Genomic DNA, 24,497 nt, shown 5'->3' with positions numbered 1-24,497 from the left:
GGCTGGGGATGCGGGGATCGCAAGGCAATATCAGCTGGATGCTGAGCGCGCCGGATATCAGCCGGGCCGAGGAATGGGCCAATCAGGTCGCAAGCGTGCTGGAAGAGGATCCCAGACTCGCCGCGGTCGAGGTGAATTACTCGGCGAACCAGCCGGGGGCCAATTTGCATATAGACCGGGCCCGCGCGCAGGATCTGGGCCTTACCTCGCAATCCATCGCACAGACCCTGCAGGTTCTGTTCGCGTCGCGCTCGGTCGGGGAATACAGTTCGGACAGCAGGCAATATCCCGTCGTCCTGCAAGCCGCCCCCGAGGATCGCGATTCGGTCGAGGATATGCTTTCGGTGCAGTTGCGCAATGATCGCGGCGATCTGATCCCGCTTGCGGCCTTTGCCTCGATCAGTACCGGCGCGACCGCGCCCGAGATCAACCGCTACGACCGGCTGATTTCGGTCGAGATGCAGGCTGACCTGCCCGAAGGCACCGATCTTGCGACCGGCATGCGCGCCGTGCAGGAAGCGACCGCCGGATTGCCTGCAGGCGCCGCGCTTTCATGGAAGGGACAAGCGCGGAATTATCTTGAATCCTCAGGCGGGGTGGCGACGGTCTTTGCCATGGCGCTTGCCATCGTGTTCCTTGTGCTGGCGGCGCAATTCGAAAGCTTCCGCTCGCCCCTGACCATCATGCTGACGGTGCCTTTGGGGCTGGCGGGCGCGGCGGTGACGCTTTTGATCACCGGCATGTCGATCAATATCTTTTCGCAGGTGGGGATGATCCTGCTGATCGGGATCATGGCCAAGAACGGCATTCTGATCGTGGAATTCTCGAACCAGCTTCGCGCCGAAGGGCATTCCCTGCGCGACGCCGCGCGGGAAGGCGCAGTCACGCGCCTGCGCCCGGTGATGATGACCACGATCGCAACGGTTCTGGGCGCGGTCCCCCTTGCGCTGGCCACCGGGGCGGGGGCAGAAAGCCGCCGCGCCATCGGGGCGGTCATCGTCGGCGGCCTTAGCCTTGCATTCATACTGACGCTTTTGCTGACACCGGTCATCTATGTGCTGATCGAGGGCGTCAGGCTCCGCCCCGATGACAAGGCACTGGCCAAGGATGACAAGCCGCAATCGCTTCCGGCAGAGTAGCGCGCAACACCCGGTTTGCGTCAGGCCACGGGAACCGGCTGCTCTTCCGGTTGCGGCTCATCCTCGGACGGGAACTCGGTCACGGTCTGGATATCCAGATCATCCCCTGCGCCAGCCCCGGTCACCTGCGCCACTTCGACACCGTTGACCAGAATAAGCCGATCTTCACCGTTTTCACTGACATTCTGAGTGATCTCCGGCGGCTCCTCACCCTCGGGCGTGGGATCGACCAGCAGGTAGATCTGATCCTCATCGGCATTGTAGTCCGAAATAATGGCGCTGCCTTCATCAATGCCGAAGCGATGATCGGTTATGAATGTGTCCGCCCCTTCGCCGCCTGCGCCGGTATCGGCGGCGGCAAGCCACAATTCGTCATCGCCATCCCCGCCAATCAGAATATCCGCACCATCTGCATCGGCATTGGCCTCGTTGCTGACGGCTGCCTGACCGGTTTTGAAACCGCTCAGCGTATCGTTGCCCGCACCGCCGTCGATCGTATCCAGCCCGTCGAATCCGATGATCTGGTCGTTCCCCTCATCGCCCAGAAGAGCGTCATTGCCATAAAGCCCGTTGATCGTGTCATCTCCGCGACCGCCCGAGACGAAATCATTCTGCCAGCCGGAATTCACGAAATCATTTCCATCCCCGGCATAGACGATATCGCTGTCCAGACGCGACATGATCTCATCATCGCCGGCGCCGCCAAGGATATAGTCACGCTCATACGACCCGGTCAGGGTATCGTTTCCCCCCAGCCCCGCCATGGCATGAGAGACATCCCTGTCAGCCGTCAGGGCGTCGCCGTCGCTGCCGCCGACCCAGATTTCGTCATATGCGTTAGGGTCGAAATCCTCTCGGCCCTGAAACGGTTCGGGCACGGGATCGGGGCCGGGCGATGAACTGTTATTGTCGTCATCATCGCTCAGGCTGATGCCAAGCGTCAGCGTAAGGCCGAACAGGGCCCACCATGACATGAGATGCATCGAATATTGATCAAACATGAACCTTGCTCCGTAACCCTGAACTTCCCGACAAATATTCCGGACAGGATTGCTGTTCCGGTCGGCATTGGCAATTGCCTTTCACGCAGTATAAGACGAACTGCAAGGAAAAGACAAAAGCAAGGTGCCTCATGGCTAATCAGAACGACAGCTTCTTTAACGAGGTGACAGACGAGCTGCGCCGCGACAAGCTGTTCGGATTGTTCCGCCGCTATGGCTGGATCGCGATCCTGGTCATTCTGGGCATCGTGGGCGGCGCGATATGGCGGGAATGGTCATTATCGCGTGAACGCCAGGAGGCCCGGGCATGGGGCGACGCGATCCTTGCCGCGCAGGCATCCGGCGATCCGGCCGCACTGACCAAGGTCGATCCGGATGGTTCCAACGAGCGCAAGGCGCTTGGCACGCTGCTTGCGGCAGGCGAATGGGCCGAATCCGGCGGAACGGATGCCGCGGTTGAAGCCGTGCGGACCTTGGCCGAGGACAGCGAATCGGATGGCGTGCTGAAGGAACTTGCGCAACTGAAATTGGTGATGCTGACCGGATCGTCGATGGATGCCGCGGAAAAGGACCAGATCCTGACCCATCTGTCCCGGACCGGTGCGCCTTTCGAATTGCTTGCGCTGGAACAAAAAGCGATCGCGCTGCTGGAAGCGGATCGGGAAGAGGATGCAATCACCCTGATTCGGCAGATTCAGCAGAAAGAGGGGCTGAGTGAAGCCTTGCGCCAGCGCCTTTCCGAGATGATGATCGTGTTGACCGGCGAACCCGAGTCCTCCGTTCCGGGTGAATGAGCCTGTATGATGACCGGACGGCAAATGATGAAAGACAAGGGAGGGACAAGCATGACCGCCACGCTGAAACTGACCATCGCGCTTGCCGCCATGGCGACTTTGACCGCCTGTGGAGAAAAGGAAATCATCCTTGCCGGCGAGCGGCTTGATCCGCTGGCGGTGACATCGCCCGACGGCCCCGCGGTCGAAGGCAATGCCGCTGTAAGCTCGACCGCGCTTTCGCTGGCCTCGCCTCGGGTGAATGGCGAATGGACCCATCGCGGAGGCAATGCCGCGCATGAGCCGGGACATGTCTCGCTTGCCGCCGGGACCAGCCGCATCTTCTCGGCGAATATCGGGCAGGGCGACGACCGCCGCCATAGGATCACTGCCGATCCGATCGTGGCGGGTGGACGTGTCTTCACACTGGACAGCCGCTCGACCGTGACCGCGACCGCGCTTTCGGGCGGCACCGCATGGTCGACCAATGTAACCCCGCAGGGCGATAATCCCAACAGCGCCTCGGGCGGGGGGCTGGCATATGAGGGCGGGCGTGTCTTTGCGACAACCGGCTTTGGCGAACTTGTGGCGCTTGATGCCGCTTCGGGCGGTATCCTGTGGCGGCAACGGGTGGATGCCGCCATCGGAGGTGGCCCTGCAGTGCAGAACGGCACGGTCTATGTCGCGGCGCGCAATAATATCGGCTGGGCGGTTCGCGCCTCGGATGGCAAGGTTCTGTGGCAGACATCCGGCACCCCTTCCAACGCCGGTGTCATGGGCGTATCCGCGCCTGCGGTTCAGGGTGGCACGGTCGTCTTCCCCTTCACCTCGGGGCAGCTTCTGGGCGTGGATACCGACTCCGGGGCAACACTGTGGTCCGCGCAGGTCGCCGGAACCCGCCCCGGACGGGCAATCGCCACGATCCGCGATCTGACCGGCGATCCGGTGATCTCGGGCGGGGCAGTCTATGGCGGCACCTCTTCGGGCCGGATCGACGCGGTCGATATGGCAACCGGCATGCGGAACTGGACCTCGCGCGATGGTGCGAACGGGCCGGTCGTGGTCGCCGGCGGCTCGGTCTTTGCGGTCAATGACCAGGCCGAACTGATCCGGCTGGACGCGGCGACCGGCGGCCTGATCTGGCGGGTGCCGCTGCCCTACTATACCGACGAGAGGGTCAAGAAACAGGATCGCATCTATGCTAGCTACGGCCCGATTCTGGCCGGGGGGCGGCTGTTCGTCGCCTCGACCGACGGGGTGCTGCGCGCCTTCGATCCGGCTTCGGGGCAGCTGGTCGGGCAGGCCGAGATTCCCGGCGGTGCGGCAACCGCTCCGGTCGTCGCGGGGCAGACTTTGTTCGTCGTCTCGCGCGGCGGACAATTGCACGCTTACAGATGAGCTTTACCCTCGCCATCGTCGGCCGGCCCAATGTCGGCAAATCGACGCTGTTCAACCGGCTGGTCGGCAAGCGGCTTGCGCTGGTCGACGATCAGCCGGGCGTGACCCGCGACCTGCGCGAAGGCGCGGGCAGGCTGGGCGATCTGCGTTTCGTGGTGATCGATTCCGCCGGGCTGGAGATGGCCGATGACGACAGCCTTCAGGGCCGGATGCGCCGCCTGACCGAACGCGCCGTGGACGAGGCCGATATCTGCCTGTTCGTCGTCGATGCCCGCGCCGGCGTGACGGCGGCGGATGAATATTTCGCCGAGATCCTGCGCCGCCGCGCCCGCCATGTGATCCTTGCCGCCAACAAGGCCGAAGGACATGCCGGAGAGGCGGGCGCGCTTGAGGCCTATGCGCTCGGGTTGGGTGAGCCGCTGCGTATCTCGGCCGAACATGGCGAGGGGATGGACGATCTTTATCGCGTGCTTGCGCCGCTGGCGGATTTCGTCGATGCCGAACGTCCGGCGCCGATCGAGGCCGCCACCGAAGTCGAACTGACCGAGGAAGAGGCCGAGACCGGCGAGGCTGCCGAAGATTGGCGGCCCTCCGCGAAGCGCCCCCTGCAACTGGCGGTGATCGGGCGACCCAATGCCGGAAAATCGACGCTGATCAACAAGATCATCGGCGAGGATCGGCTACTGACCGGCCCCGAGGCTGGCATCACCCGCGATTCCATCAGCGTGACGAGTGAATTCATGGGCACGCCCATGCGGATCTTCGACACGGCGGGAATGCGCAAACGCGCCAAGGTGACGGACAAGGTCGAAAAGCTGTCCGTGGCCGACGGGCTGCGCGCCGTGCGCTTTGCCGAGGTCGTCGTCGTGCTTCTGGACGTCGCCATCCCCTTCGAGCAGCAGGATCTGCGTATCGCCGATTTCGCCGAATCCGAGGGCCGCGCTGTGGTCGTGGCCGCGAATAAATGGGATCTCGAGGACGACAAGCCGCATAAGCTGAACGAGCTTCGCGCGAATTTCGAACGCTTGCTGCCGCAACTGAAGGGCGCTCCGCTGGTGACGGTTTCGGCGCGAACGGGCAAGGGTCTGGACCGGCTGCATGCGGCTGTGCTGAAGGCGCATGAGGTCTGGAACCGCCGGATTTCCACGGCGCGGCTGAACCGCTGGCTTGAGGTGATGACCGAAAGCCATCCGCCCCCGGCCCCCGGTGGCCGCCGGATCCGGCTGCGCTACATGACGCAAGTCAAGACACGCCCGCCGGCATTCATCGTCAAGGCGACCCATACCGACAAGATCCCGGACGCCTATCAGCGGTATCTGGTGAACGGGTTGCGCACGGATTTCGACCTGCCCGGCACCCCGATCCGGCTGTTCTTCCGCGATCAGGGCAAGGATAACCCTTACCGCGCCAAGGCGAACAAGATCAGCCAGTCAGGGGCCTTGTCCAAGCACAAGAACCGGCAGAAGCCCAAGGGCGGGTGAGGGAGAGGAAGCTTTCGAGCGCCGTCACTGTTGTGCCTGAGACGTTATACGAACTGATGGATGCCCAGTTTTCCATAGGATAGGAAGCAGTGGTCATGCCTTAGGTACGTGCTCTGCCGGAAAACCTTCGCCAAGCAAAAAAACCTGCGCCAAGAACAAAAGTTGCAGCGCCGACAGTCATAAATATACGGCCCATATATTGCGTTTGAGCCAGCATAGCATCGCTGAGGATTACCCCGGTTTCTGGATCGAACCCGGCTGATACGACATCGCCTACATCATGTGGTTTTGGCGATATCCATGTGTTTCCAGAATAACGAACTGGATTTCCGCCCGCCACTGCGATCTCAAACGTAGGCCTGTATACTATGCTATTTTCGCCTTCCTTTTCATCAATTTTGATCACCAAAGCTTCGACTTTATCTGCGACTTCGGAGAAACTGGAAGATGAATTGACCTGCCACGCACCCGTGCTGAAGAACAGCAATCCGAGTATGACGGCGAGGTAGGGTAGCGTCTTTAAGCTCTGTCCCAGAAAATCAGAAAAACTTGTCGGCAATGGAAACATGAAAAATTAACCTTTGGTAACGATCAGCAGTTCTCGATCAGTGACCTGCTTGTTGATCTAAAAATATTTGGTCGCACTGGAGATATCAATTTTCTCAAGGCTGCAGATACTTATCTTTTTGATCGCAGAACGGGACTCCGTCCACCCTGCGGTCTAAGCACATAGCAAGCCGCATTGCCTACTTGATGCCCCTAACCCCGACACAGAACCACCACCGTTCAGACCAGCTTCCCTTCCGAACTCAGCCGCTTGGCGCCCATTAGATACGGATGCAGCGCGGCGGGCAGTTCGACCGAGCCGTCCTCTTGCTGGCCATTCTCCAGAACCGCGATCAGGGAGCGCCCCACCGCAAGGCCCGAGCCGTTCAGCGTATGGACGAATTCCGGCTTGCCACCACCCTCGGGGCGATAGCGGGCATTCATGCGCCGGGCCTGGAAATCGCCGCAATAGCTGACGCTGCTGATCTCGCGGTATTTGTCCTGACCGGGCAGCCAGACCTCAAGGTCATGGGTGATGCGGGCACTGAAACCCATATCGCCGGTACACAGCGCGATCGTGCGGTAAGGCAGTTCAAGCGCCTCAAGCACGGCCTCGGCGCAGCGGGTCATGCGGGCATGCTCCTCCATGCCGGTTTCGGCATCGGTGACCGAGACCATCTCGACCTTCTCGAACTGATGCTGGCGCAGCATGCCCGAGGTGTCGCGCCCGGCGCTTCCGGCTTCCGAACGGAAGCACTGGCTATGCGCGACCATGCGGCGCGGCAGGCTGGCATGGTCGACAAGATCGCCATGTACGGTATTGGTCAGCGTGACCTCGGCGGTCGGGATCAGCCACCAGCCCTCGCGGGTCTGATAGCTGTCTTCCCCGAATTTCGGCAACTGCCCGGTGCCGGTCATCATGTCTTCCAGCACCAGAACCGGGGTCCATGTCTCTTCCAGATCGTGCCGGGTCACATGCAAATCGATCATGAACTGCGCCAAAGCCCGATGCAGCCGCGCCACGCCGCCTTTCAGCAACACGAAACGGCTGCCCGAAAGCTTCGCCGCCGTCTCGAAATCCATGCCATGCCGGACAGCCGCGATCTCGAAATGCTCGACCGGGGTAAAGCCGAAATTGCGTGGATTGCCCCAGCGGTGCAATTCGACGTTATCCTCTTCGTCCTTGCCGTCGGGCACATCGTCAAGCGGCAGGTTCGGAATGCCCATCAAAAGCTCGCGCAGCCGGGCATCCATCTCGCCCGCTTCTTCGTTCAGGCGTGCGATATCCGCCTTTTTCTCGGCGACCAGAGCGCGCAGCCGTTCGAATTCGGCCTCATCGCCGCGCGCCTTCGCCGCGCCGACCTCTTTGCTGGCCTTGTTCTGTTCGGCCTTCGCCGTCTCGGCCTCGACGATTTTCGCCCGGCGCTCGGCATCCAGCGACAGGATCGATGATGACATGCCCTCCAGCCCCCGCCGCGCAAGGGCTGCATCGAAACCTTCGGGGTTGTCCCGGATGGCGCGAATGTCATGCATGTCTGTCACCGTCTGATATTGTTTTACCGCGCTTTCACTACCTCAAGCCAGTGACGGACAAAAGCCGCTTCTTCACGACAAATATCCGGCACCGCCCGCAAGGGCAATTCACCCAAAGATGCCGGGCAGGATCACCCCCCGGCCCTTCCGATATCCGCGTCGGACAGCATCTCGTCGATCAGGGGATAGAAATATTCATCGCCGGGATAACCCTCCAGCCGGGCAAGCTCGATCCCGCCGCGCAGCAGGATGAAGGTCGGCGTGATGGTCGGACGACGGTCAAGCACGATACCATCGGGCCACGGCCCATCGATATTCACGCGCAGAAGTGGAGCGGCCTGCCCTTCGCTGGATTTGGGAAAACCGGGGCCGATCTCGCGGTCCCATGCGGCGCAATAGATGCAGCCCGCCTGCTCGATCATCATCAGCCGGACAGGTTGTGCCTGCCAATCCACGGCATCGGCAGCCACCTGCGCCCTTTCCTCCGCGAAAACCGGCAGGGCGGACAGGCCCGCACAGCCGAGTAACGCGATCACGGCATATCTGATAAGGGATGTCACGAAGCTTTCCCGTTTTTCTGCGGTATTCCTTGACCTCGGATATATGCATATCTACTCATCTTTGCATACCGGAACAATAATTCCGTCGGTCCTGCCCGTCAGAGAAGTGGATTTCATCCGCTTCGATACGGGCATATAGAGAATGCGGATTTTTACCGCCCAGCACGAGGATTGCCTCTGACCCATGAGGGTGAATGTGAGATACCGGATAGAGGATCGGCTGCCGCGTCACGCCATGACAGCGGCATTGGCGGCGTTGCTGGCGGTGGTTTTCGCCCTGCCGCTGATCGCCGAGACAGTGCCGCAGGACGTCGCTTTCGATGAAACCGGCGCTATCGCGGCCCCGCTTGGCGACATGCCCGGGGATCCCCGGGAAGGCGCCCGGATCTATGGTGACAAGGAAAGCGGCAATTGTGTCGCCTGTCATCAGATCAGCGGCCGCACCGATGCCGAGTTTCAGGGCACGATCGGCCCGGCGCTTGACGGCGTGGGGGATCGCTGGGAAGAAGCGCAATTGCGCGGGATCGTGGCCGATGCCAAGAGGACCTTTCCCGAATCGATGATGCCGGGTTTCTACAAAAGCTCGGGCTATATCCGACCCGGAGATGAATTCACCGGCAAGGCTGGGACCGAGCCGTTGCCGCCCCTGCTGACGGCTCAGCAGGTCGAGGATGTCGTGGCCTATCTGGCGACGCTGAAGGAGTAACAGGACATGATATTGGACAGACGAGACGTTCTGGCAGCAGGTGCCGCCGGTGCCGTGGCCGGGATATTGCCATGGACCGCCCGGGCGCAAGAGACAGAGGCGGCGAAGGCCGTGGACGACCTGATCGCCGAATTCACCGGCGGGGCCGAGGTGACCGAGGGCGACGGGATCACCCTTGACGCGCCCGAGATTGCCGAGAATGGCAATACCGTACCGATCTCGGTCGAGGCTGAAGGGGCATCGGAAATCCTTGTGCTGGCACCGGGAAATCCCGTTCCGCCGGTCGCGACCTTCACCTTTGGCGAACTGGTCGGCAAGCATATGGCCTCGACCCGGATCCGGCTGGCCAAGACCCAGGACATCACCGCCATCGCCAGGCTGGCGGATGGCAAATTCGTGCGGACGGCACGGAATGTCAAAGTCACCATCGGCGGCTGCGGCGGCTGACCGGACAGGAGAACAAGCAAATGGCAGATAACGTCAAACCCCGCGTCCGTGTGCCGAAAACGGCCAAGGCCGGAGAGGTGATCACCATCAAGACGCTGATTTCACATCAGATGGAATCGGGCCAGCGCAAGGATCAGGACGGCAATGTCATCCCGCGCTCGATCATCAATCATTTCAGTGTCAGCTTCAACGGCACGCCGGTGCTGGATGTGAAGATGGAGCCCGCGATCAGCACGAACCCGTATTTCGAATTCGAGGTTGCAGTGCCGGAATCCGGAGAATTCCTGTTCACATGGAAAGACGATGACGGCTCGGTCTATGAGGACAGGCAGCCCATCGAGATCTCCTGACCGCATGAATCGACAGGCAGCGCGGCCCCTCCGAAGGGCCGGACGCCACCAGCAAAGGAAAACCCAGATGAGCTCGATCCGTGTGAAAGCCTGTGCCATGACGGCTGCGGTCGCCGCGCTTTTCCTGTCCGTGCCCTCCCATGCCGAAACGGAGCCTGAAACGACGGATCCGATCGTGATCAATGGTGGCGAGCTGGAATTGCCGACCGTGGCGCCCGCGCCCGCGCATCTGGAAGGCGTGTTCGACCAGATCTATTCCGGCTGGCTGTTCCGCGATGCCGCGACACAGGCGATGCAGATGGATGATTTCGAGAATCCCGGCATGATCTTCGTCGATCAGGGGATCGACGACTGGAACACGGTCGAGGGTAAGGCCGGCAAAAGCTGCGCCTCCTGCCACGAGGATATCGAAAGCATGAAGGGCGTGCGGGCCGCCATGCCCAAAGTCAACGAGGCTGGCGATCTATGGTCTATGGAAGATTACATCAACGATTGCCGCACCAGCCGGATGCAGGCCGAGGCTTTGGAATGGGACAGCGACCGGATGAAGAACCTGACCGCCGCGATCTCGGTCCAGTCGCGCGGAATGCCGATGGATGTGGCCATCGACGGCCCCGCGGAACCCTATTGGGAACAGGGCCGCGAGATGTATTACACCCGTTACGGCCAGCTTGAACTTGCCTGCGCGAATTGCCACGAAGGTCATTATGGCGATTGGATCCGGGCCGATCACCTGTCGCAGGGCATGACCAATGGTTTCCCCGTCTATCGTCTGAAACAGGCCGCTCTGGTATCGCAGCATAACCGCTTTCGCGGCTGCATCCGCGACACCCGCGGCGAAACATTCGACATGGGCAGCGACGAATTCCGGGCGCTTGAACTTTACGTGGCTTCCCGCGGCAATGGCCTGCCCGTCGAGGGGGTCAGCGTCCGGCATTGAACGCCGCCCGCGCGGGCGTGCCGTGCCGTTTTTGGATCCGCAAGGTCCAATCATATGAATATGCAGGAGGATGCCGATGTTTTCGCGCCGCGAGATGTTGCAATACGGTCTTGCCGGTTCGGCTGTGCTGGCGGGGTTGGGCTTTGGCAATCTGACCCGGGCCTTCGCGCAGCAGGCATTGACGCAGGACCAGTTGCTGCGATTCGAGGATTTCGGCAATCTGACGCTGATTCACCTGACCGATTGCCACGCCCATCTGCGCCCGGTCTGGTTCCGCGAACCCGATACGAATATCGGCATGGGCCAGGCGCAGGGTCGGGCTCCGCATGTGGTGGGCGAGGCATTCCAGAAGATGTTCGGCATCGCGCCGGGCAGCCCCGAAGCCTATGCACTGACCTGGCCCGATTTCGCCGATCTCGCGAAAACCTACGGCCGGATGGGCGGTTTCGACCGCATCGCCACGGTGGTCAAATCGATCCGCGCGGCACGGCCCAACACGCTTTTGCTGGATGGGGGCGATACCTGGCATGGCAGCTTTACCAGCCTGAAAACCCGTGGCGAGGACATGGTGCGGGTCATGAACCTGCTGGGGTCAGAGGCGATGACCGCGCATTGGGAATTCACCTTCGGCACCGACCGCGTGCAAGAGCTGATCGGGATGATGGATCAGCCCTTGCTCGGCGCCAATATCTTCGACGCGGAATGGGACGAACCCGCATTCGAGCCATCCCGGATATTCGAGAAAGGGGGTCTGCGGATCGGCGTCGTCGGGCAGGCCTTCCCCTATACCCCGATCGCCAACCCGAACTGGATGTTCCCCGAATACAGTTTCGGCATCCGCGAGGAACGGATGCAGCAGGTGGTGGATGATCTGCGCGCCGAGGGCGTCGATCTGGTCGTCTGCCTGTCGCATAACGGTTTTGATGTCGATCACAAGATGGCAAGCGGGGTCAAGGGGATCGACGTGATCCTGTCGGGCCATACCCATGACGCCATTCCCGAGCCTGTGCAGGTCGGCGAGACGATCATCATCGCCAGCGGCAGCCACGGCAAATTCGTCAGCCGCGTCGATCTGGATATCCGCGATGGCAGGATGCAAGGCTTCCGCCACAAGCTGATCCCGGTATTTTCCGATGTCATCGAGCCCGATGCCGAGATGGCAGGCCTGATCGCGGAAATCCGCGCGCCCTACAAGGCCGAACTGGAAGAGGTGATCGGCAGGACCGACGGGCTTCTTTATCGCCGCGGCAATTTCAACGGCACATGGGACGATCTGATCTGCGACGCGCTGCTGTCCGAACGCGACGCCGAAATCGCCCTTTCGCCGGGGGTCCGCTGGGGCGCCTCGGTTCTGCCGGGCGATATCACCCGCGAAGACATCCATTCCGTCACCTCGATGACCTATGGGCAAGCCTATCGCAATGAAATGACGGGCGAGACGCTGAAAGCCGTCATGGAGGACGTGGCCGATAATATCTTCAATGCCGATCCCTATTATCAGCAAGGCGGCGACATGGTCCGCACGGGTGGTCTGGGCTACAGCATCGACCCCCGGGCCGAAATCGGCAATCGCATCTCGGATATGGTCCTGCTGAAGGATAACAGCCCCATAGACCCGGCACGGAATTATACCGTCGCCGGCTGGGCCTCGGTGAATGAGGGCACCGAGGGGCCTCAAATCTGGGATGTGGTCGAGAATTACATCCGCACACAGGGCACCGTCAGCCCGGCACCGAACAGTGCAATCACCATCATGGAGGGCTAGGGCGTGTCGCGCTCAAGCAGAAATGCCGGCTATTTGTGTCCTTGATGGCCGGGGGCGCTGCCCCCGGACCCCCGAGGTATTTGGACAAAGAAGAAGAGGAAGCAATCCGGGCAGGCGCCTATATTCTCCTGTGGTGCTTCTGTTGTCCAATAGCGACGAAACGCCAAATGTCGCGGTTTGGAAATTTTCTCTGCCCGATCCTTTGAACCGGGCAGGGATTTGATTTCGAAAGAGATCCAGGGGATCAGCGGCTCAACAGCGGCATGCCGCGTTTTTTATGCCGCGCGACCAGTTGCTTGATCTGCTTGCCCTGCTCGGGGATCGGGCGGGCGGATTGCGCTACGAAATCCGGTTCGGTGATCTCGGGGAACAGGGTCACGATCTCTTTCCGCGCTTCGGCGGGGACGCTTTGCAGGGCGATCGGGCCGGTGAACAGGCTTTCGGTCGGCGCGTCTTCCGAAAAGATCACCTGATGCTTGTCGAAAAGGATGTGGAAATAGGTCACCTCCTCGCAATCCTCGATGATCTCGATCCCGTCCAGGCCGACCAGCTTGATGGCGGGGATCAGGATTTCCTCGGCCCCGAACATCCGCTGCGCGATTTTCGAGCGGATCAGCACGCGGTGCTGACGGCTGACGGTCAGGTCACGCTCGGGCAGCCCGCCGCCCAAAGCACCGGCGGCGATGCGGATCGGTTTCAGCTTCGGGTTCTGCGCCAGATCGATGGCATCGCGGCTGGTAGACCCGATCCAGCGGATGGGTTGATAGCCGTCATCCATGGTGGCGATCATGTCGCCAGGGCGGAGGTCTTCGATCGGTTTGTTACCGTCACTAGTTTCGATCAGCGTGCCGGAGGTGAAGCAGGTAACTCCTTCAGCAAGAGAAAGAATATTTCCATGCGCGATAACACTTGTACCCGCGATAGAACTGATTCCTTCGGTACTGCCATCAACGGATGTCAGGTGCTGAAAAGATATCGCTCCTGTTTCCGCGTTGATATTAAAGAAATAGACAGCCCCTTGCCCGCTACTGCCAACAAGCAATTGACCGGTTTCAACATTCACATCGCCAGCACGCGTATTGGACATTGTAACTGAAACGTCATTTCCAAATGAATCGGAATATGTACCAGAATCTACTTGTTGCACCAATGTAAGCGTGCCGTCTGTATTAAGGCTAAAAACCGCAATCCCGTTACCCTGCCCGCCAGCATAAACATAGGTTCCAGAATCTGCGGTATAAGTTGTTATCCAATCAATATCATTTATTGCAGATATTCCATCCGTACCACTTCCACTGTTAATATTTCCCGTGTTCAGGAGTGTTTTACTGCCGTCATCTATTTTAAAAACACTGATCCCGTCGTCACCACCACCAGCAAGTATATATTGTGTACCATCTGCCATAGTGGCAACGTCCATGCCACGCACATCCTCCAATTCGAATTCCGAATTGTCCTTGTCGAGCACGATATCACGCTGTGTCAGAGCCCCGGTCTCGGGTTCCACCTCCCACAAGGTCAAGGCATCCCCTCCAACACTGGAAGTTACCAGATAGTCACTTTCTCCAGAGCGTAAAGTGGTTAATGCTTCAACATCTACGATGTTATTGTCAGAGGTGCTCAGTTGCGTGCCTACGCTCGCAAGATTGCCACTCCCATCCATCTGAAATATATCTACACCGTCGTTCTGGCCTGCGGTGTAGATAAAGACTTTCCCTGAATCGGTGACTACTGAAGCGATTGCCTCGACTGGCTGACTGTCAGCATTAGGGGTGACGATGCCCTCTTGGGTTAAAGTAGAGGGCACATCACCGTTCGTATCTGTTACTCGAAACGAACTGATGCCACCGTCTCGTGAACTTCCTATTACATAGATTTCACCGTTATATTCAAGAGCATGCGTTACCGCGGTGTTCTGAATATTGTAAGTGTTCGGATCTTCGTTATCCTGCACGGCATTGCGGAAATTGAAATCACCATTTTCGGAAAGCGTGATGACTTCCAAACCGCTTGGAGTTCCCGCAATAAACTGATCTCCGACTGCCGTCATGGCTTCTGGATCGTTCGTGGGAGCCACAGCGCTCAGAAAAATCTGCCCTGTTTCGTCATCGATCTGAAAAAGATAACTCATATTCTCGCCGTTAGAGCCGACAGCAAGATAGTCATTCATTACCGTAGCTGCTGAACGCAGATCACCTAAACCGACGGAAAGCTTCGTGCCATCCGAAGTATTAAGCGTCCCGCCGACCCAGTTCTGAACATTGGTCAGCGAGCCATCATTACCTACTTCGAAAACAGAAATTCCGGAATCTTGACCGCCAGCATAAACATAGGTGCCAGTCGAAGTGGTATGGCTAGTTACCCAATCCACGTCATTGAGGCGCAATGTAGAGCTATCCTGAATAGTTGCTACACTTTCAATTTTGCCGTCAGCCGTTACCCGGTAGCTTCCAATTCCATCATCTCCGCCCGCCGCGACGATATACTGTTCGCCATCTGACGTTGCTACAATATCCATACCTCGAATATCTTCGAGTTCCAGGTCACCTGTATCTTCAAGCGTGGACGCCTCGCTTAATTCTCCGGTGTCCGGGTCAACCGACCACAGCGACAATCCATTACCTGCTATCGCGGTAGTGACAAGATAAGAGTTTCCATTCGTGGTCATCGAATGCAACGCTTCGATATCCGTTAAGTCTCCCCCTGTGGCCGATGAAAACTCACCAATATTTGTCAATGATCCATCTGGCGAAACTTCAAAAATTCCAACGCCATTTCCTTGTCCGCCAGCGTATACAAATGTATGTCCGGATGAGGTTGTGATTGTTGAAACAGCTTCAACCGATGTTCCCGCTTCAGCACTACCAACATCGACTAATGAACCATTATCGTCTGCACGGAAAATCGTGACGCTTTGCTCGCTATTACTACCTGCGGCAATATAATTTGCTCCGTTCATACTGAACGTCGATAGCGCCCAAATATTTGAAAAGCTCGTTGTATTATCGTCCAGAATTTCAGAGGTATCTGCTGATACAGACATTATAAGCTCCTAAACATAAAAATTTCACTGTATATTTTCCTCAAGACATAATAGGTTTAACCCGTTAAATCACAACTCGAGGATCCGTAATTAATATCGGTTCGCAGTCACGCATTCTGGTGACTGTATGCGAAGCGATACAATAAACTGAACGTCATTGCTCCTTAGTTATTTGGTCAAAATTTACTTCCAATTATTTCCATTAAGGAGTAGTTTAAAACATGTCTACAGCGACTCATAATTATTCCCGCCAATCTGTTTCGAATCCGGAACAGGTTGGCCGTTATTTCTTTCAATCTCCAATTGCAGCGAGCCGACGTTCTTTTCTACGTCCGGTATCCGCATGACTGCATCACGCGCCTTGCGTAGAGGCTTGCAAATCAAGCCAATGCAGTGTTGCCCACGCCCCGCCGTCGTCGCCGCGCAGTGTGATATTCTTTCATTCCGAACGCATCACAGCAGAAGAAACAGCCTGAAAGGCCGCTTTGACTTTCAGGACACCATCCGGCTTTACCGAAAACGCCCTACTTCGCCGTAATCCGCCCATCCACCTCGGGCGCGTAATCCGGCCCCTGCGCGGCAAGATATTCCGCCAGAACCTCGGCCAGATCGGGGCCGAAATCATAGGCGTCCCGCGCGTTGCTGGCGAAGATGTCATAGCCGTCGCCGCCGGTGCGCATGTAGTTGTTTGACACGACGCCATATTCCGCCTGCAGATCGATGGGCGCCCAGTCGTCATCCTGCATGACCATCACATCGCTGATCCTGCTGCCCGGTTCCGCCGCCGGATCGACGGTATATTTCAGCCCGGCGACCTGCGCGAAACGGCCCGCGCCCTCCTCAATCTGGCTTGCGCCGTTTTCCAGGGCGGTGACCACATCCGCGCCGTCCAGAAGGAATGTCGCCAGCGTGTTCTGGAAGGGCAGGACGGTATAGACCTCGCCCATGGTGATCGGACCCTGATCGATCGAGGCGCGCAAGCCGCCGCCATTGGTGATCGCGATGCTGACGCCCTGATCCTTCACCCGGTCCAGCATGGCATCGGCGACAAGGGTGCCCATCTCGCATTCTCGGGCGCGGCAGGTCTCGCGGTCGCCGCCGATGGGGCGGGCGGTTTCGGCCACGACCTTCTCGCGCAGCTCCTCGATCGGGGCGGCCATCTCGGTCACGCGCGCGGCGATCTTCTCGTCCTCGGGGACCGAGTTGTCCAGAAGGATCGGCTCTCCCTCGGCCTTGGTCAGGTTGCCCTGATCGTCGAAGGTCAGTTCCAGATGGCCCAGATATTTGGAATAGGCATAGGCGGTCGCCACCGGGACCTGAGCCCCGTCCGGCCCCTCGACCATTGTCGGATAGGCCCCTGCGGCGCCGTCCATATCGCCAAGCAGCGTATGCGAATGGCCGCCGACAATCGCGTCGATCCCCGGCACCTGCGCGGCGAATTCCTTATCGCGCAGATAGCCCACATGGGTCAGTGCGATGATCTTGTTCACGCCCGAATCGGTCAGTTCCTGCACATCGCCTTTCAGGCTTTCGATATCGTCCATGAAAATGACGTTCGGCCCCGGCGCGGCGGTTTCGGGCGTATCCATCGCCAGCGCCGATACGATCCCGATCTTGTGTCCGCCGACCTCCAGCGTCAGGGTATCGCCGATCTTGTCCTTGAGGATATTCGATTGCGACAGATCCAGATTGCCCGAGATCACCGGGAATTCGACTCCGTCGGCAAGCACCTCTGCGCCTTCGGGGCCATCGTCGAATTCGTGATTGCCCAGCGCCATCGCGTCATAACCGATCGCGGTCATGAATTCGGCCACATCCTCGCCCTTGTAGGTCGTGTAGAACAACGATCCCTGATATTGGTCGCCCGCGTCGAGGACCAGGATATTACCGCCCTCGGCAGTGATCCTGTCCCGCAATTCCTTGACCTTCGAGGCAACCCGCGCCACGCCGCCAAAGCATTCGCCCGCCTCTTTCGTTTCGGCATCGCAGGTACTGTCATGTTCGTTGATCGGTTCGATCCGGCTGTGCAGATCGTTGGTATGCAGGATATGCAGCACATAATCGGCCTGCGCCGTTCCTGCAAACATGGCCACGACCGAGGCCGCCGTCAGAACGCGAAAACTCATGGCTCGTTCCCTTCCGCCTTGTTGGGTTCCCCGGTGGCAGATTGACGCAACCATGTTAAGCGGTCAAACCCAAAGCGAAACATGTGTCAGCGCCGTGACGCACCATCCGAAGGAGCAGGTCAATATTTCCCGATCTCTATCTGATGCGCCACGGACAGACCGAGTGGAACCGTGCCGGCCGCCTGCAGGGCCTGCGCGACTCGGCTCTGACCGCGCGGGGGCTTGCGCAGGCCGGGCGGCAGGCGCGGCTGATCGCGGATATCGGGGCGGCCCGCTATTCCAGCCCACAGGGGCGTGCGGTCCGCACAGCCGAAATCGTCTTTGGCGGCATGTCCTTTGCAACGGACCACCGGCTGCGCGAGATCGATGTGGGCGAGTTCACCGGGCATTTGCTTGAAGATTTGCAGCGGCAAAGGCCGGAGCTGTTTACCGGTGCGCCGATAGACTGGTACGATCGCACACCCGGAGGAGAGCATCTGGAGCAGCTATCCGCACGTTGCCACGGTTTTCTGGCCGATCTGCCGGGTCCGGCACTGATCGTCACCCATGGCATCACGCTGCGAATGCTGCGCATTCACGCGCTTGGCTGGCCCTTGTCGCGGATCGGCGAGCTTACGGTGGAGCAGGGCGCCGTTCACGTGATCCGCAATGCTGCACAAGAGGTCTGGCGTTAGCCGGAAGTTCGGGCTAAAAGCCCCCGGACGGGCGGTTAGCTCAGTTGGTAGAGCGCTTCGTTTACACCGAAGATGTCGGGGGTTCGAGCCCCTCACCGCCCACCATTCCCGTCAAATGGTTTGCGATGTTTCCCGGGGATCTGGGCGTTTTCGCAAGAGATGGCCCGCCGCCGCCGGCGGAAGCGCGACCGGCTCAGTACCGGATCGTCGCCAATTGGCGCAGTTCTTCCGCCGAGGTTGTCCCATAGCCGAAGAATTCAAGATAGGCGGGGATCTGTTCGAACAGCATGTCGGTGCCGATCTGGATCCGGCAACCCCGTGCTTTGGCGGCGGCCAGAAAAGCGGTTTCCTCGCGCTTCATCACCACTTCGCCGACAAAACTGGCCGGGTCGAGACGGGTCACGTCCAAAGGCATCGGATCGCCCTCCTGCATCCCCATTGGTGTTGCATTCACGACGATCTCCCAGCCTGCGGGATCACTGGAGCCGGTGGTGACCTCGAGAAACGGGCAGCTCCGGCGCAGATTGGTGGCAAGCCGCTCGGCCGAAGCGGCATTTATGTCATAGAGCCCCAGCCGTGCCGCGCCCGCGGCTGCCATGGACGCCGCGATGGCCGAACCGACGCCGCCTGTTCCGACCACAAGCGCCGACGCGCCCGCGACTTCGCAGCCCTTGCGCGTAATGCCACGCACGAAGCCTTCGCCGTCGAACATCTCGCCGATCAATCGCCCATCGGGATCGCGGCGCACCGCGTTGCAGGCGCCGCATATGCGGACGGCGGTGCTGATCTCGTCCAGCAGATCGACGACGGCGACCTTGTGCGGCATGGTGATCAACGCTCCGGCAAAGTTCCGCAGCCTTGCAACCAAAGGCATGAAGGCAGGAAAATCCACGGCTTCGCACCCCATCGGCACGACCACCGTGTCGATTCCCCGGGCCTCGAACCAGGGGTTGTAGATCATCGGTGCCTTGAAGCTTTCGGTCGGCACGCCAATATGGGCGATTACCCGGGTATGGCCGGAAATCATCTGCTTTTCCTCATATGTCATTTACGCGGCATATCCTTGCCGCGCATCAGGCGCTTCAACGCGGCAATACGGAACGGGGCGTTCACTGCGCCGTAACCGTCATATCCGCCGCGTCTTTCGACGATTTCAAAGAACAGCCCGCCTTGCAGCGGCTTGCCGTAGAACTGGAAGAACTCGGTCTCGCCTTCGGCTTCATAAAGGATGTTCCAGCGCCGCAGGCGGGCGATTTCTCGGTCGTCCAGCCCATAGCGGGCTTGCAGGTCGTCATAATAGTTCTCGGGGATCGGCAGCATCTGGAAACCCGTTCCTGCCATGTTTTCGGCGGAGTTGAAGATATCCTTTGACGCCAGCGCGATGTGCTGCACTGCCGAACCCATCGAATCCGTCAGGAAGCCTCCGGCCAGCGTCCGGTGCGATTGCGCTCCGTTCAGAGTGATCCGGGTGCCACGATCGGGCGAAGCGATTGCCTGAGAGCGGGTCAGCCCGTCGGGATCGGCGACGTCCAGCATCGGGCGGCGCTCCATCTCGAAGATCGAGGTATAGAACAGCGTCCAGCTAAGCATTTCATCGTAATTCATCGTCTCGGCCAGATGATCCACGCGCATCAGCCCGAAATCGGGTGCCTGTTCCCCCGTTGGCCCGAATTCGACATCCCACACGTCATTCAGTCCGCTTTTCGCGTCAATGAAATGCAGGATCGAGCCACCGACGCCGCGAATGGCCGGGATCTCCAGCTCGCCCGGCCCCAGAGGCTGGCTGAACAAGGTCGCATCCAGTGCCCGTGCCCGCTGCGCCGTGGCCTGCGCATCGGCGACCCGCAGGCCGACATCGCAGACCCCGGTGCCGTGATTCAGGAAGAAGCTATGCGCAAACCCGGTTTCCTCGACATTCACGATGATGCGGATATCGCCCTGCCGCCACACTGCGACGCGTTTGTTGCGGTGTTCGCCTTCACGGTGAAAGCCCATCTGCGTCAGTGCCGTCTCCAATTCGCGGGCCTCCGAGGGGCTTGAGGCGAATTCGATGAACTCTATGCCGGCGACACGGATATTGGCCGGCAGATCGGGCAGGCCGGCGGTCAGCGCGGGTTCGGCACGGCGGGCCTGATCCATCAACCAGATCAGCGAACGATGGCCGTCGCGGGCAATGGCGGCAGGATTGCCGCCGCGAAACTGATCGTTGAAAATCTCGAGAGACAGCGGGCCGTCATAACCGCTTGCCGCGACGGCGCGCATGAAATCCGTAACCGGAAGATCGCCCTCGCCCGGCATGTTCCGGTAATGGCGGGACAGATACAGCAGATCCATGTTGATCTGCGGCGCATCGGCCAGCTGCACGAAGAATATCCGGTCGCCGGGTATGCGCCGGATCGTATCGGGATCGATGCCACGGCCAAGGCTGTGAAAACTGTCGAGAACCAATCCAAGCGCGGGATGATCGGCGCGGCGGACGATCTCCCATGCGTCGCGGTGATCGTTGACATGGCGGCCCCATGCCAAAGCCTCATATCCGATCCGCAGCCCCCGCTCGGCCGCGATTCCGGCCAGTTCCGCCAGATCGTCGGCGGCGCGGTCGATGCCGCCCATCGCCTGCGGATGAAGCGACGAGCAGATCAGCATCAGCTCCGCGCCCAGTTCGGCCATCAGGTCGAATTTATGCCGCGCGCGGTCGAAGGCGCGCGCGCGCAAAGGTTCGGGCAGCCCCTCGAAATCGCGGAAGGGCTGATACAGCATGATCTCCAGCCCGTGGTCGCGGACCATCGCCCCGATCTCGTGCGGGCTTGCAGCGTCTTGCAGGAAATCCTGCTCGAACATCTCCAGCCCGTCGAAACCGGCGGCAGCGATCGCCGCCAGTTTCTCGGCCAGATTGCCCGCAATTGAAACCGTCGCGATCGAGGTTTTCATGACCTGCTCTCCGGTTTCAGTCTGCGGCGGATGCCACGCCATATCGGCGTCTGACTGATGAAGATCAGCACCACCATCGTTAGCAGCACAAGCGACAGGGGGCTGGTCAGCATGCCCTTGAACAGTCCCGAGAGGCTGCCCTGTTCGGATATGATCGCACGGCGCCAGTTTTCATCCAGAAGCCGCGACAGGATCACACCAAGGATCACGGGACCAAGCTGATACCCGTAAGATTTCATGAAATAGCCCAGCACGCCGAAGCCAAGCATCCAGTAGACATCGTTGATCGAGTTGTTGACCGCATAGGCGCCGACGATGGACAGCAGCAGAATCAGCGGGATCAGTACCGTCCGCGGCATCTCGACGATTTTGGTGAAGATCCGGATACCGGTCAGGCCGAAGATCAGCATGAAGATATTGGCCAGCATCAAGGCCCCGGTGATGAACCAGAACATATGCGGCTGTTCGACCATCAGCATCGGGCCGGGGTTCAGCCCGTGGATATACAAGGCGCCGATCATGATCGCGGTGACCGCATCACCCGGAATGCCCAGCGTCAGCATCGGGATGAAGGCCCCGCCCACCGCAGCGTTATTCGCCGTTTCGGGCGCCACCAGACCTTCTTTCGCGCCCTGACCAAAGGGCACTTCGGGATTGCGGGTGACGCGCTTGGCATGGTCGTAAGCCATCAGGGCCGCAATATCCCCGCCGGTGCCGGGCAATGCTCCGATGATGACGCCAATGCCTGATGTCTGAAGCGACAGCGGCAGATAACGACGAACCGAAACCCAGTCCGGGACGATACGCCGGATGGTCTGCTTGACGGTGGTCTTGTCAACATGATGCAGTTGAAGCAGCGCCTCGGAGACGCCGAACATGCCGATCATGACGGCGATAAAGCTGATACCGCCCCACAGGCCGGTAAACCCGAAGGTCAGGCGCTCTTCCGCCGTCAGCGGGTCCAGTCCGACCGTGCCGATCAGCAGCCCCAGGGCGCCCGCAAAGATGCCTTTCACAAGGCTTTCGCCCGATAAGGACCCAACCAGCAGGATACCCAGAACCGCAAGAAGCATGAAGTCGCGCGGCTGGAAGGTCAGGGCGAAATCGCTGACCGTCGGTGCGGCGACGGCCAGCACGATGATCCCGATCAGCCCGCCGATGAAGGACATGACCGTCGTCAGCCCGATCGCTTCGCCGGCAAGCCCTTTCTGCGCCATGGGGTAGCCGTCCATCGCGGTGGCAATCGCCGATGGAGCGCCGGGGATGTTCAGCAGGATCGCCGTGCGCGAACCGCCATAGACGCCTCCCATGAAGATGCCGACCATCAGGCACAGCGCCGAATTGACATCCCATGTAAAGGTGAACCCGATCAGGATCGACACCGCCATGGTAACGGACAGCCCCGGAATCGCGCCGACATAGACGCCCGCAAAGGTGCCTGCCGCAACCAGGAACAGCAGCTTCAGATCCAGCCACGGGATCAGGAAATATTCAAGCGCCTGTATCACCGGGTACCTCCGAAGATTTGGCCGATGGCGGCAAGGATCTCGGCCTCGGGCACGATGCCTGCGGGCATCAGCACCGAGAAGACAAGCCTGAAGACGATATAGACCAGAACCAGCGCCAGCAGCGATACGCCAACCGCAAAGATCAGCCCGCCGCGCCGCAGGTAAAGGACAGACAGGATCAGGAAGATCAGCGAGGTCGGCAGGAAGCCCAAAGACGTCAGCAGCAGCGCATAGCCGGTGATGAACAGCATCATCACGATCACCGCCGGCGGCAGAATATCCTGCATGAAGCGGGTTCGGTCACGCTCGGCCCGGCGCCAGCAATTCAGCAGGATCAGCCCCGAACTGATCATCATGACCAGGGCCACGACCATGGGAAGCGCCCCCGGCGAACTGAGGGATTCAAACCCCGAGATTTGATATGACGACCACAGAAGCACGATGCTGCAGACGAACATTGCGGCGTTGAAGGCAAGCTCTCCGGCGCTGCGAATACGATTGTTATGCATGTCTGACCCTTCCTCCGATCAGAATGGGCCGCCCCGGTACAGGCCGGGGCGGATTACCGTCACAGTCGGGGGATGTCGAATTCTTCGGGGGAAGCCTTGGTCTCGCCCGCGTCATGAAGCAGCCAGGTCGTAAGCGATTGCCATGTCGACAGGAAATCCTGCGCTTCCTGCCCCGACAGGCTTTCGATGATATAACCCCGGTCGGCCATCAGCTTGACGAATTCCTCGCTTTCCGCGGCCTCGGCATATGCCTCGGTCAGCTTGGCGACGATCTCATCGGGGGTTCCGTTTTTGACGAATACACCGAAGAAGGGTCCCCAGGGGAAGTAATCGGCATATTCGGGATTCGTCTCGCCCAACGCGGGCACATCCGGCAGAACATCGCTTGGCGTGTTGTCGATCATCGTGATCGCCTTGATCCTGCCGCCGTGGATTGCCTCGATCGCGGCGCCCAGCACGGCGGGCATGACATCGACCGCGCCGCTTTGCAGCGCCGTCAGGGCAGGGCCATCGCCGTCATAGGGAACCTGCGTGACCGGCAGTTCGGTTTTCGAGGCGATCATCGACGTGACCACCGACGGCACGCCTCCGGGGCCGGTCGAGCCGAATTTAACTTCGTTCGGATGCGCCTGAACATATTCGATCATTTCGGCGAAACTGTCGAAAGGCGCGTCGTTATTGGCCACCAGAATCGGAACGCCCCGCGCCAGGATATTGATTGGCGTGAACTCAGAATAGTCGATGTCGCCCAGTCCCATCACCTTGTAAAGTAATGGATTTTCGGCGCCCATCAGCAGGGTGTAGCCGTCCGGCTGTTGCGCATAGACGAATTTCGTCGCAATTGCGCCGACCCCGCCGGTCATGTTCTTCATGACCACCTTGCCGTCCAGAATCTTTTCGGCATGCGGCGTGACGGTGCGCATCACCGTATCGGTGGAACCGCCTGCGCCCCATTGGATGATGCCCTGGATTTCCTTGCCGGGATAATCCTGTGCGAATGATGCTGAACCTGTCGCGATGCCCAATGCGGCGACGGCAATCAGCCTGATAAGGGTTCTATTCATGAT

At 59.8% G+C, this 24,497-nt stretch carries 21 protein-coding genes and 1 tRNA gene; 11 read left to right on the top strand and 11 right to left on the bottom strand.

Annotated features, from left to right (window positions below):
- Positions 1-1,139 (top strand): efflux RND transporter permease subunit (locus tag D3P04_RS09500; protein WP_147391907.1); only part of this gene is annotated, 1,139 nt, incomplete at its 5' end.
- Positions 1,140-1,159: 20 nt separating this feature from the next.
- On the opposite strand, the gene D3P04_RS09495 is transcribed toward D3P04_RS09500, so the two are convergent.
- On the bottom strand, positions 1,160-2,140 hold the full coding sequence (locus tag D3P04_RS09495) for a calcium-binding protein (protein WP_119748170.1): 981 nt from the start codon (positions 2,138-2,140) through the stop codon (positions 1,160-1,162).
- Between the two features lie 131 nt (positions 2,141-2,271).
- Between D3P04_RS09495 and D3P04_RS09490 the strand changes: the two genes are divergently transcribed.
- The 3 genes from D3P04_RS09490 to der are packed head-to-tail and all read left to right on the top strand — an operon-like array spanning position 2,272 to position 5,792.
- Positions 2,272-2,934, top strand: coding sequence for a tetratricopeptide repeat protein (locus D3P04_RS09490; RefSeq protein ID WP_119748168.1), 663 nt, complete (start codon positions 2,272-2,274; stop codon positions 2,932-2,934).
- A gap of 51 nt (positions 2,935-2,985) precedes the next feature.
- Positions 2,986-4,311: a PQQ-like beta-propeller repeat protein gene (locus tag D3P04_RS09485; RefSeq protein ID WP_119748242.1), complete on the top strand. Its 1,326-nt coding sequence runs from the start codon at positions 2,986-2,988 to the stop codon at positions 4,309-4,311.
- Positions 4,308-5,792, top strand: a complete 1,485-nt coding sequence (gene der / locus D3P04_RS09480; protein ID WP_119748166.1) for a ribosome biogenesis GTPase Der — start codon at positions 4,308-4,310, stop codon at positions 5,790-5,792. Before D3P04_RS09485 ends, der begins: the two co-directional genes overlap by 4 nt.
- Before the next feature lie 100 nt (positions 5,793-5,892).
- Here der and D3P04_RS23075 read toward each other — a convergent pair whose 3' ends face one another.
- From D3P04_RS23075 to D3P04_RS09470, 3 genes are all read right to left on the bottom strand, one after another.
- Complete coding sequence (locus tag D3P04_RS23075; protein WP_147391906.1) at positions 5,893-6,360, bottom strand: hypothetical protein; 468 nt, start codon at positions 6,358-6,360, stop codon at positions 5,893-5,895.
- 218 nt (positions 6,361-6,578) lie between these two features.
- Positions 6,579-7,871, bottom strand: coding sequence for a serine--tRNA ligase (serS, locus tag D3P04_RS09475; RefSeq protein WP_119748165.1), 1,293 nt, complete (start codon positions 7,869-7,871; stop codon positions 6,579-6,581).
- A gap of 131 nt (positions 7,872-8,002) precedes the next feature.
- A complete protein-coding gene (locus tag D3P04_RS09470; protein ID WP_232844949.1) occupies positions 8,003-8,431 on the bottom strand; it encodes a thioredoxin domain-containing protein in 429 nt (142 codons plus the stop codon).
- 235 nt (positions 8,432-8,666) lie between these two features.
- On the opposite strand from D3P04_RS09470, the gene soxX reads away from it, so the two are divergent.
- The 5 genes from soxX (at position 8,667) to soxB (ending at position 12,639) form a co-directional block, all read left to right on the top strand.
- Entirely contained in the window at positions 8,667-9,137 is a 471-nt protein-coding gene (gene soxX, locus D3P04_RS09465; RefSeq protein WP_119748163.1) for a sulfur oxidation c-type cytochrome SoxX, read from the top strand.
- A 6-nt stretch (positions 9,138-9,143) separates the two neighbouring features.
- Complete coding sequence (gene soxY / locus D3P04_RS09460; RefSeq protein ID WP_119748162.1) at positions 9,144-9,584, top strand: thiosulfate oxidation carrier protein SoxY; 441 nt, start codon at positions 9,144-9,146, stop codon at positions 9,582-9,584.
- A gap of 20 nt (positions 9,585-9,604) precedes the next feature.
- Complete coding sequence (gene soxZ / locus D3P04_RS09455) at positions 9,605-9,934, top strand: thiosulfate oxidation carrier complex protein SoxZ (protein WP_119748160.1); 330 nt, start codon at positions 9,605-9,607, stop codon at positions 9,932-9,934.
- A gap of 67 nt (positions 9,935-10,001) precedes the next feature.
- Entirely contained in the window at positions 10,002-10,874 is an 873-nt protein-coding gene (soxA, locus tag D3P04_RS09450; protein ID WP_119748158.1) for a sulfur oxidation c-type cytochrome SoxA, read from the top strand.
- Between the two features lie 76 nt (positions 10,875-10,950).
- The gene (gene soxB, locus D3P04_RS09445; protein WP_119748156.1) at positions 10,951-12,639 is read left to right on the top strand and encodes a thiosulfohydrolase SoxB; all 1,689 of its coding nucleotides are present in this window, start codon (positions 10,951-10,953) and stop codon (positions 12,637-12,639) included.
- A gap of 244 nt (positions 12,640-12,883) precedes the next feature.
- On the opposite strand, the gene D3P04_RS23675 is transcribed toward soxB, so the two are convergent.
- Together D3P04_RS23675 and D3P04_RS09435 are read right to left on the bottom strand one after the other, a co-directional pair.
- Entirely contained in the window at positions 12,884-15,682 is a 2,799-nt protein-coding gene (locus tag D3P04_RS23675) for a Hint domain-containing protein (protein WP_119748154.1), read from the bottom strand.
- 524 nt (positions 15,683-16,206) lie between these two features.
- The gene (locus D3P04_RS09435; RefSeq protein WP_119748152.1) at positions 16,207-17,808 is read right to left on the bottom strand and encodes a bifunctional metallophosphatase/5'-nucleotidase; all 1,602 of its coding nucleotides are present in this window, start codon (positions 17,806-17,808) and stop codon (positions 16,207-16,209) included.
- A 143-nt stretch (positions 17,809-17,951) separates the two neighbouring features.
- On the opposite strand from D3P04_RS09435, the gene D3P04_RS09430 reads away from it, so the two are divergent.
- Together D3P04_RS09430 and D3P04_RS09425 are read left to right on the top strand one after the other, a co-directional pair.
- Positions 17,952-18,482 (top strand): histidine phosphatase family protein, encoded by a 531-nt coding sequence (locus D3P04_RS09430; RefSeq protein ID WP_119748150.1) that lies wholly within the window; start codon positions 17,952-17,954, stop codon positions 18,480-18,482.
- Positions 18,483-18,511: 29 nt separating this feature from the next.
- Positions 18,512-18,587, top strand: a tRNA-Val gene (locus tag D3P04_RS09425).
- 88 nt (positions 18,588-18,675) lie between these two features.
- On the opposite strand, the gene D3P04_RS09420 is transcribed toward D3P04_RS09425, so the two are convergent.
- The 5 genes from D3P04_RS09420 to D3P04_RS09400 are packed head-to-tail and all read right to left on the bottom strand — an operon-like array spanning position 18,676 to position 24,494.
- Positions 18,676-19,530 carry a shikimate dehydrogenase family protein gene (locus D3P04_RS09420; RefSeq protein WP_232844948.1) on the bottom strand — a complete coding sequence of 285 codons (855 nt, stop codon included), beginning with the start codon at positions 19,528-19,530 and terminating at the stop codon, positions 18,676-18,678.
- On the bottom strand, positions 19,527-21,413 hold the full coding sequence (locus D3P04_RS09415) for a bifunctional sugar phosphate isomerase/epimerase/4-hydroxyphenylpyruvate dioxygenase family protein (protein ID WP_119748148.1): 1,887 nt from the start codon (positions 21,411-21,413) through the stop codon (positions 19,527-19,529). Before D3P04_RS09415 ends, D3P04_RS09420 begins: the two co-directional genes overlap by 4 nt.
- Positions 21,410-22,921, bottom strand: a complete 1,512-nt coding sequence (locus D3P04_RS09410) for a tripartite tricarboxylate transporter permease (RefSeq protein WP_220475296.1) — start codon at positions 22,919-22,921, stop codon at positions 21,410-21,412. The genes D3P04_RS09415 and D3P04_RS09410 overlap by 4 nt, the downstream gene beginning before the upstream one ends.
- On the bottom strand, positions 22,918-23,430 hold the full coding sequence (locus D3P04_RS09405; RefSeq protein WP_119748146.1) for a tripartite tricarboxylate transporter TctB family protein: 513 nt from the start codon (positions 23,428-23,430) through the stop codon (positions 22,918-22,920). The genes D3P04_RS09410 and D3P04_RS09405 overlap by 4 nt, the downstream gene beginning before the upstream one ends.
- Before the next feature lie 59 nt (positions 23,431-23,489).
- Positions 23,490-24,494: a Bug family tripartite tricarboxylate transporter substrate binding protein gene (locus D3P04_RS09400; protein ID WP_119748144.1), complete on the bottom strand. Its 1,005-nt coding sequence runs from the start codon at positions 24,492-24,494 to the stop codon at positions 23,490-23,492.
- Between the last annotated feature and the right edge of the window lie 3 nt (positions 24,495-24,497).

The organism is Paracoccus onubensis, assembly GCF_003591515.1.
GTDB lineage: Bacteria > Pseudomonadota > Alphaproteobacteria > Rhodobacterales > Rhodobacteraceae > Paracoccus > Paracoccus onubensis.
The sequence above is the reverse complement of the archived record's forward strand: the minus strand, read 5'-3'. Positions and strand labels throughout refer to the sequence as shown.

Bases quoted from the DNA above. Each gene is read 5' to 3' on its own strand.
- D3P04_RS09495 (WP_119748170.1), bottom strand. From the start codon at position 2,140: ATGTTTGATCAATATTCGATGCATCTCATGTCATGGTGGGCCCTGTTC.
- D3P04_RS09485 (WP_119748242.1), top strand. From the start codon at position 2,986: ATGACCGCCACGCTGAAACTGACCATCGCGCTTGCCGCCATGGCGACT.
- D3P04_RS09415 (WP_119748148.1), bottom strand. From the start codon at position 21,413: ATGAAAACCTCGATCGCGACGGTTTCAATTGCGGGCAATCTGGCCGAG.
- D3P04_RS23075 (WP_147391906.1), bottom strand. From the start codon at position 6,360: ATGTTTCCATTGCCGACAAGTTTTTCTGATTTTCTGGGACAGAGCTTA.
- D3P04_RS09405 (WP_119748146.1), bottom strand. From the start codon at position 23,430: ATGCATAACAATCGTATTCGCAGCGCCGGAGAGCTTGCCTTCAACGCC.
- D3P04_RS09435 (WP_119748152.1), bottom strand. From the start codon at position 17,808: ATGAGTTTTCGCGTTCTGACGGCGGCCTCGGTCGTGGCCATGTTTGCA.
- D3P04_RS09430 (WP_119748150.1), top strand. From the start codon at position 17,952: ATGCGCCACGGACAGACCGAGTGGAACCGTGCCGGCCGCCTGCAGGGC.
- D3P04_RS09420 (WP_232844948.1), bottom strand. From the start codon at position 19,530: ATGACATATGAGGAAAAGCAGATGATTTCCGGCCATACCCGGGTAATC.
- der (WP_119748166.1), top strand. From the start codon at position 4,308: ATGAGCTTTACCCTCGCCATCGTCGGCCGGCCCAATGTCGGCAAATCG.
- soxY (WP_119748162.1), top strand. From the start codon at position 9,144: ATGATATTGGACAGACGAGACGTTCTGGCAGCAGGTGCCGCCGGTGCC.
- D3P04_RS23675 (WP_119748154.1), bottom strand. From the start codon at position 15,682: ATGTCTGTATCAGCAGATACCTCTGAAATTCTGGACGATAATACAACG.
- D3P04_RS09490 (WP_119748168.1), top strand. From the start codon at position 2,272: ATGGCTAATCAGAACGACAGCTTCTTTAACGAGGTGACAGACGAGCTG.
- soxA (WP_119748158.1), top strand. From the start codon at position 10,002: ATGAGCTCGATCCGTGTGAAAGCCTGTGCCATGACGGCTGCGGTCGCC.
- soxX (WP_119748163.1), top strand. From the start codon at position 8,667: ATGACAGCGGCATTGGCGGCGTTGCTGGCGGTGGTTTTCGCCCTGCCG.
- soxB (WP_119748156.1), top strand. From the start codon at position 10,951: ATGTTTTCGCGCCGCGAGATGTTGCAATACGGTCTTGCCGGTTCGGCT.
- serS (WP_119748165.1), bottom strand. From the start codon at position 7,871: ATGCATGACATTCGCGCCATCCGGGACAACCCCGAAGGTTTCGATGCA.
- D3P04_RS09400 (WP_119748144.1), bottom strand. From the start codon at position 24,494: ATGAATAGAACCCTTATCAGGCTGATTGCCGTCGCCGCATTGGGCATC.
- soxZ (WP_119748160.1), top strand. From the start codon at position 9,605: ATGGCAGATAACGTCAAACCCCGCGTCCGTGTGCCGAAAACGGCCAAG.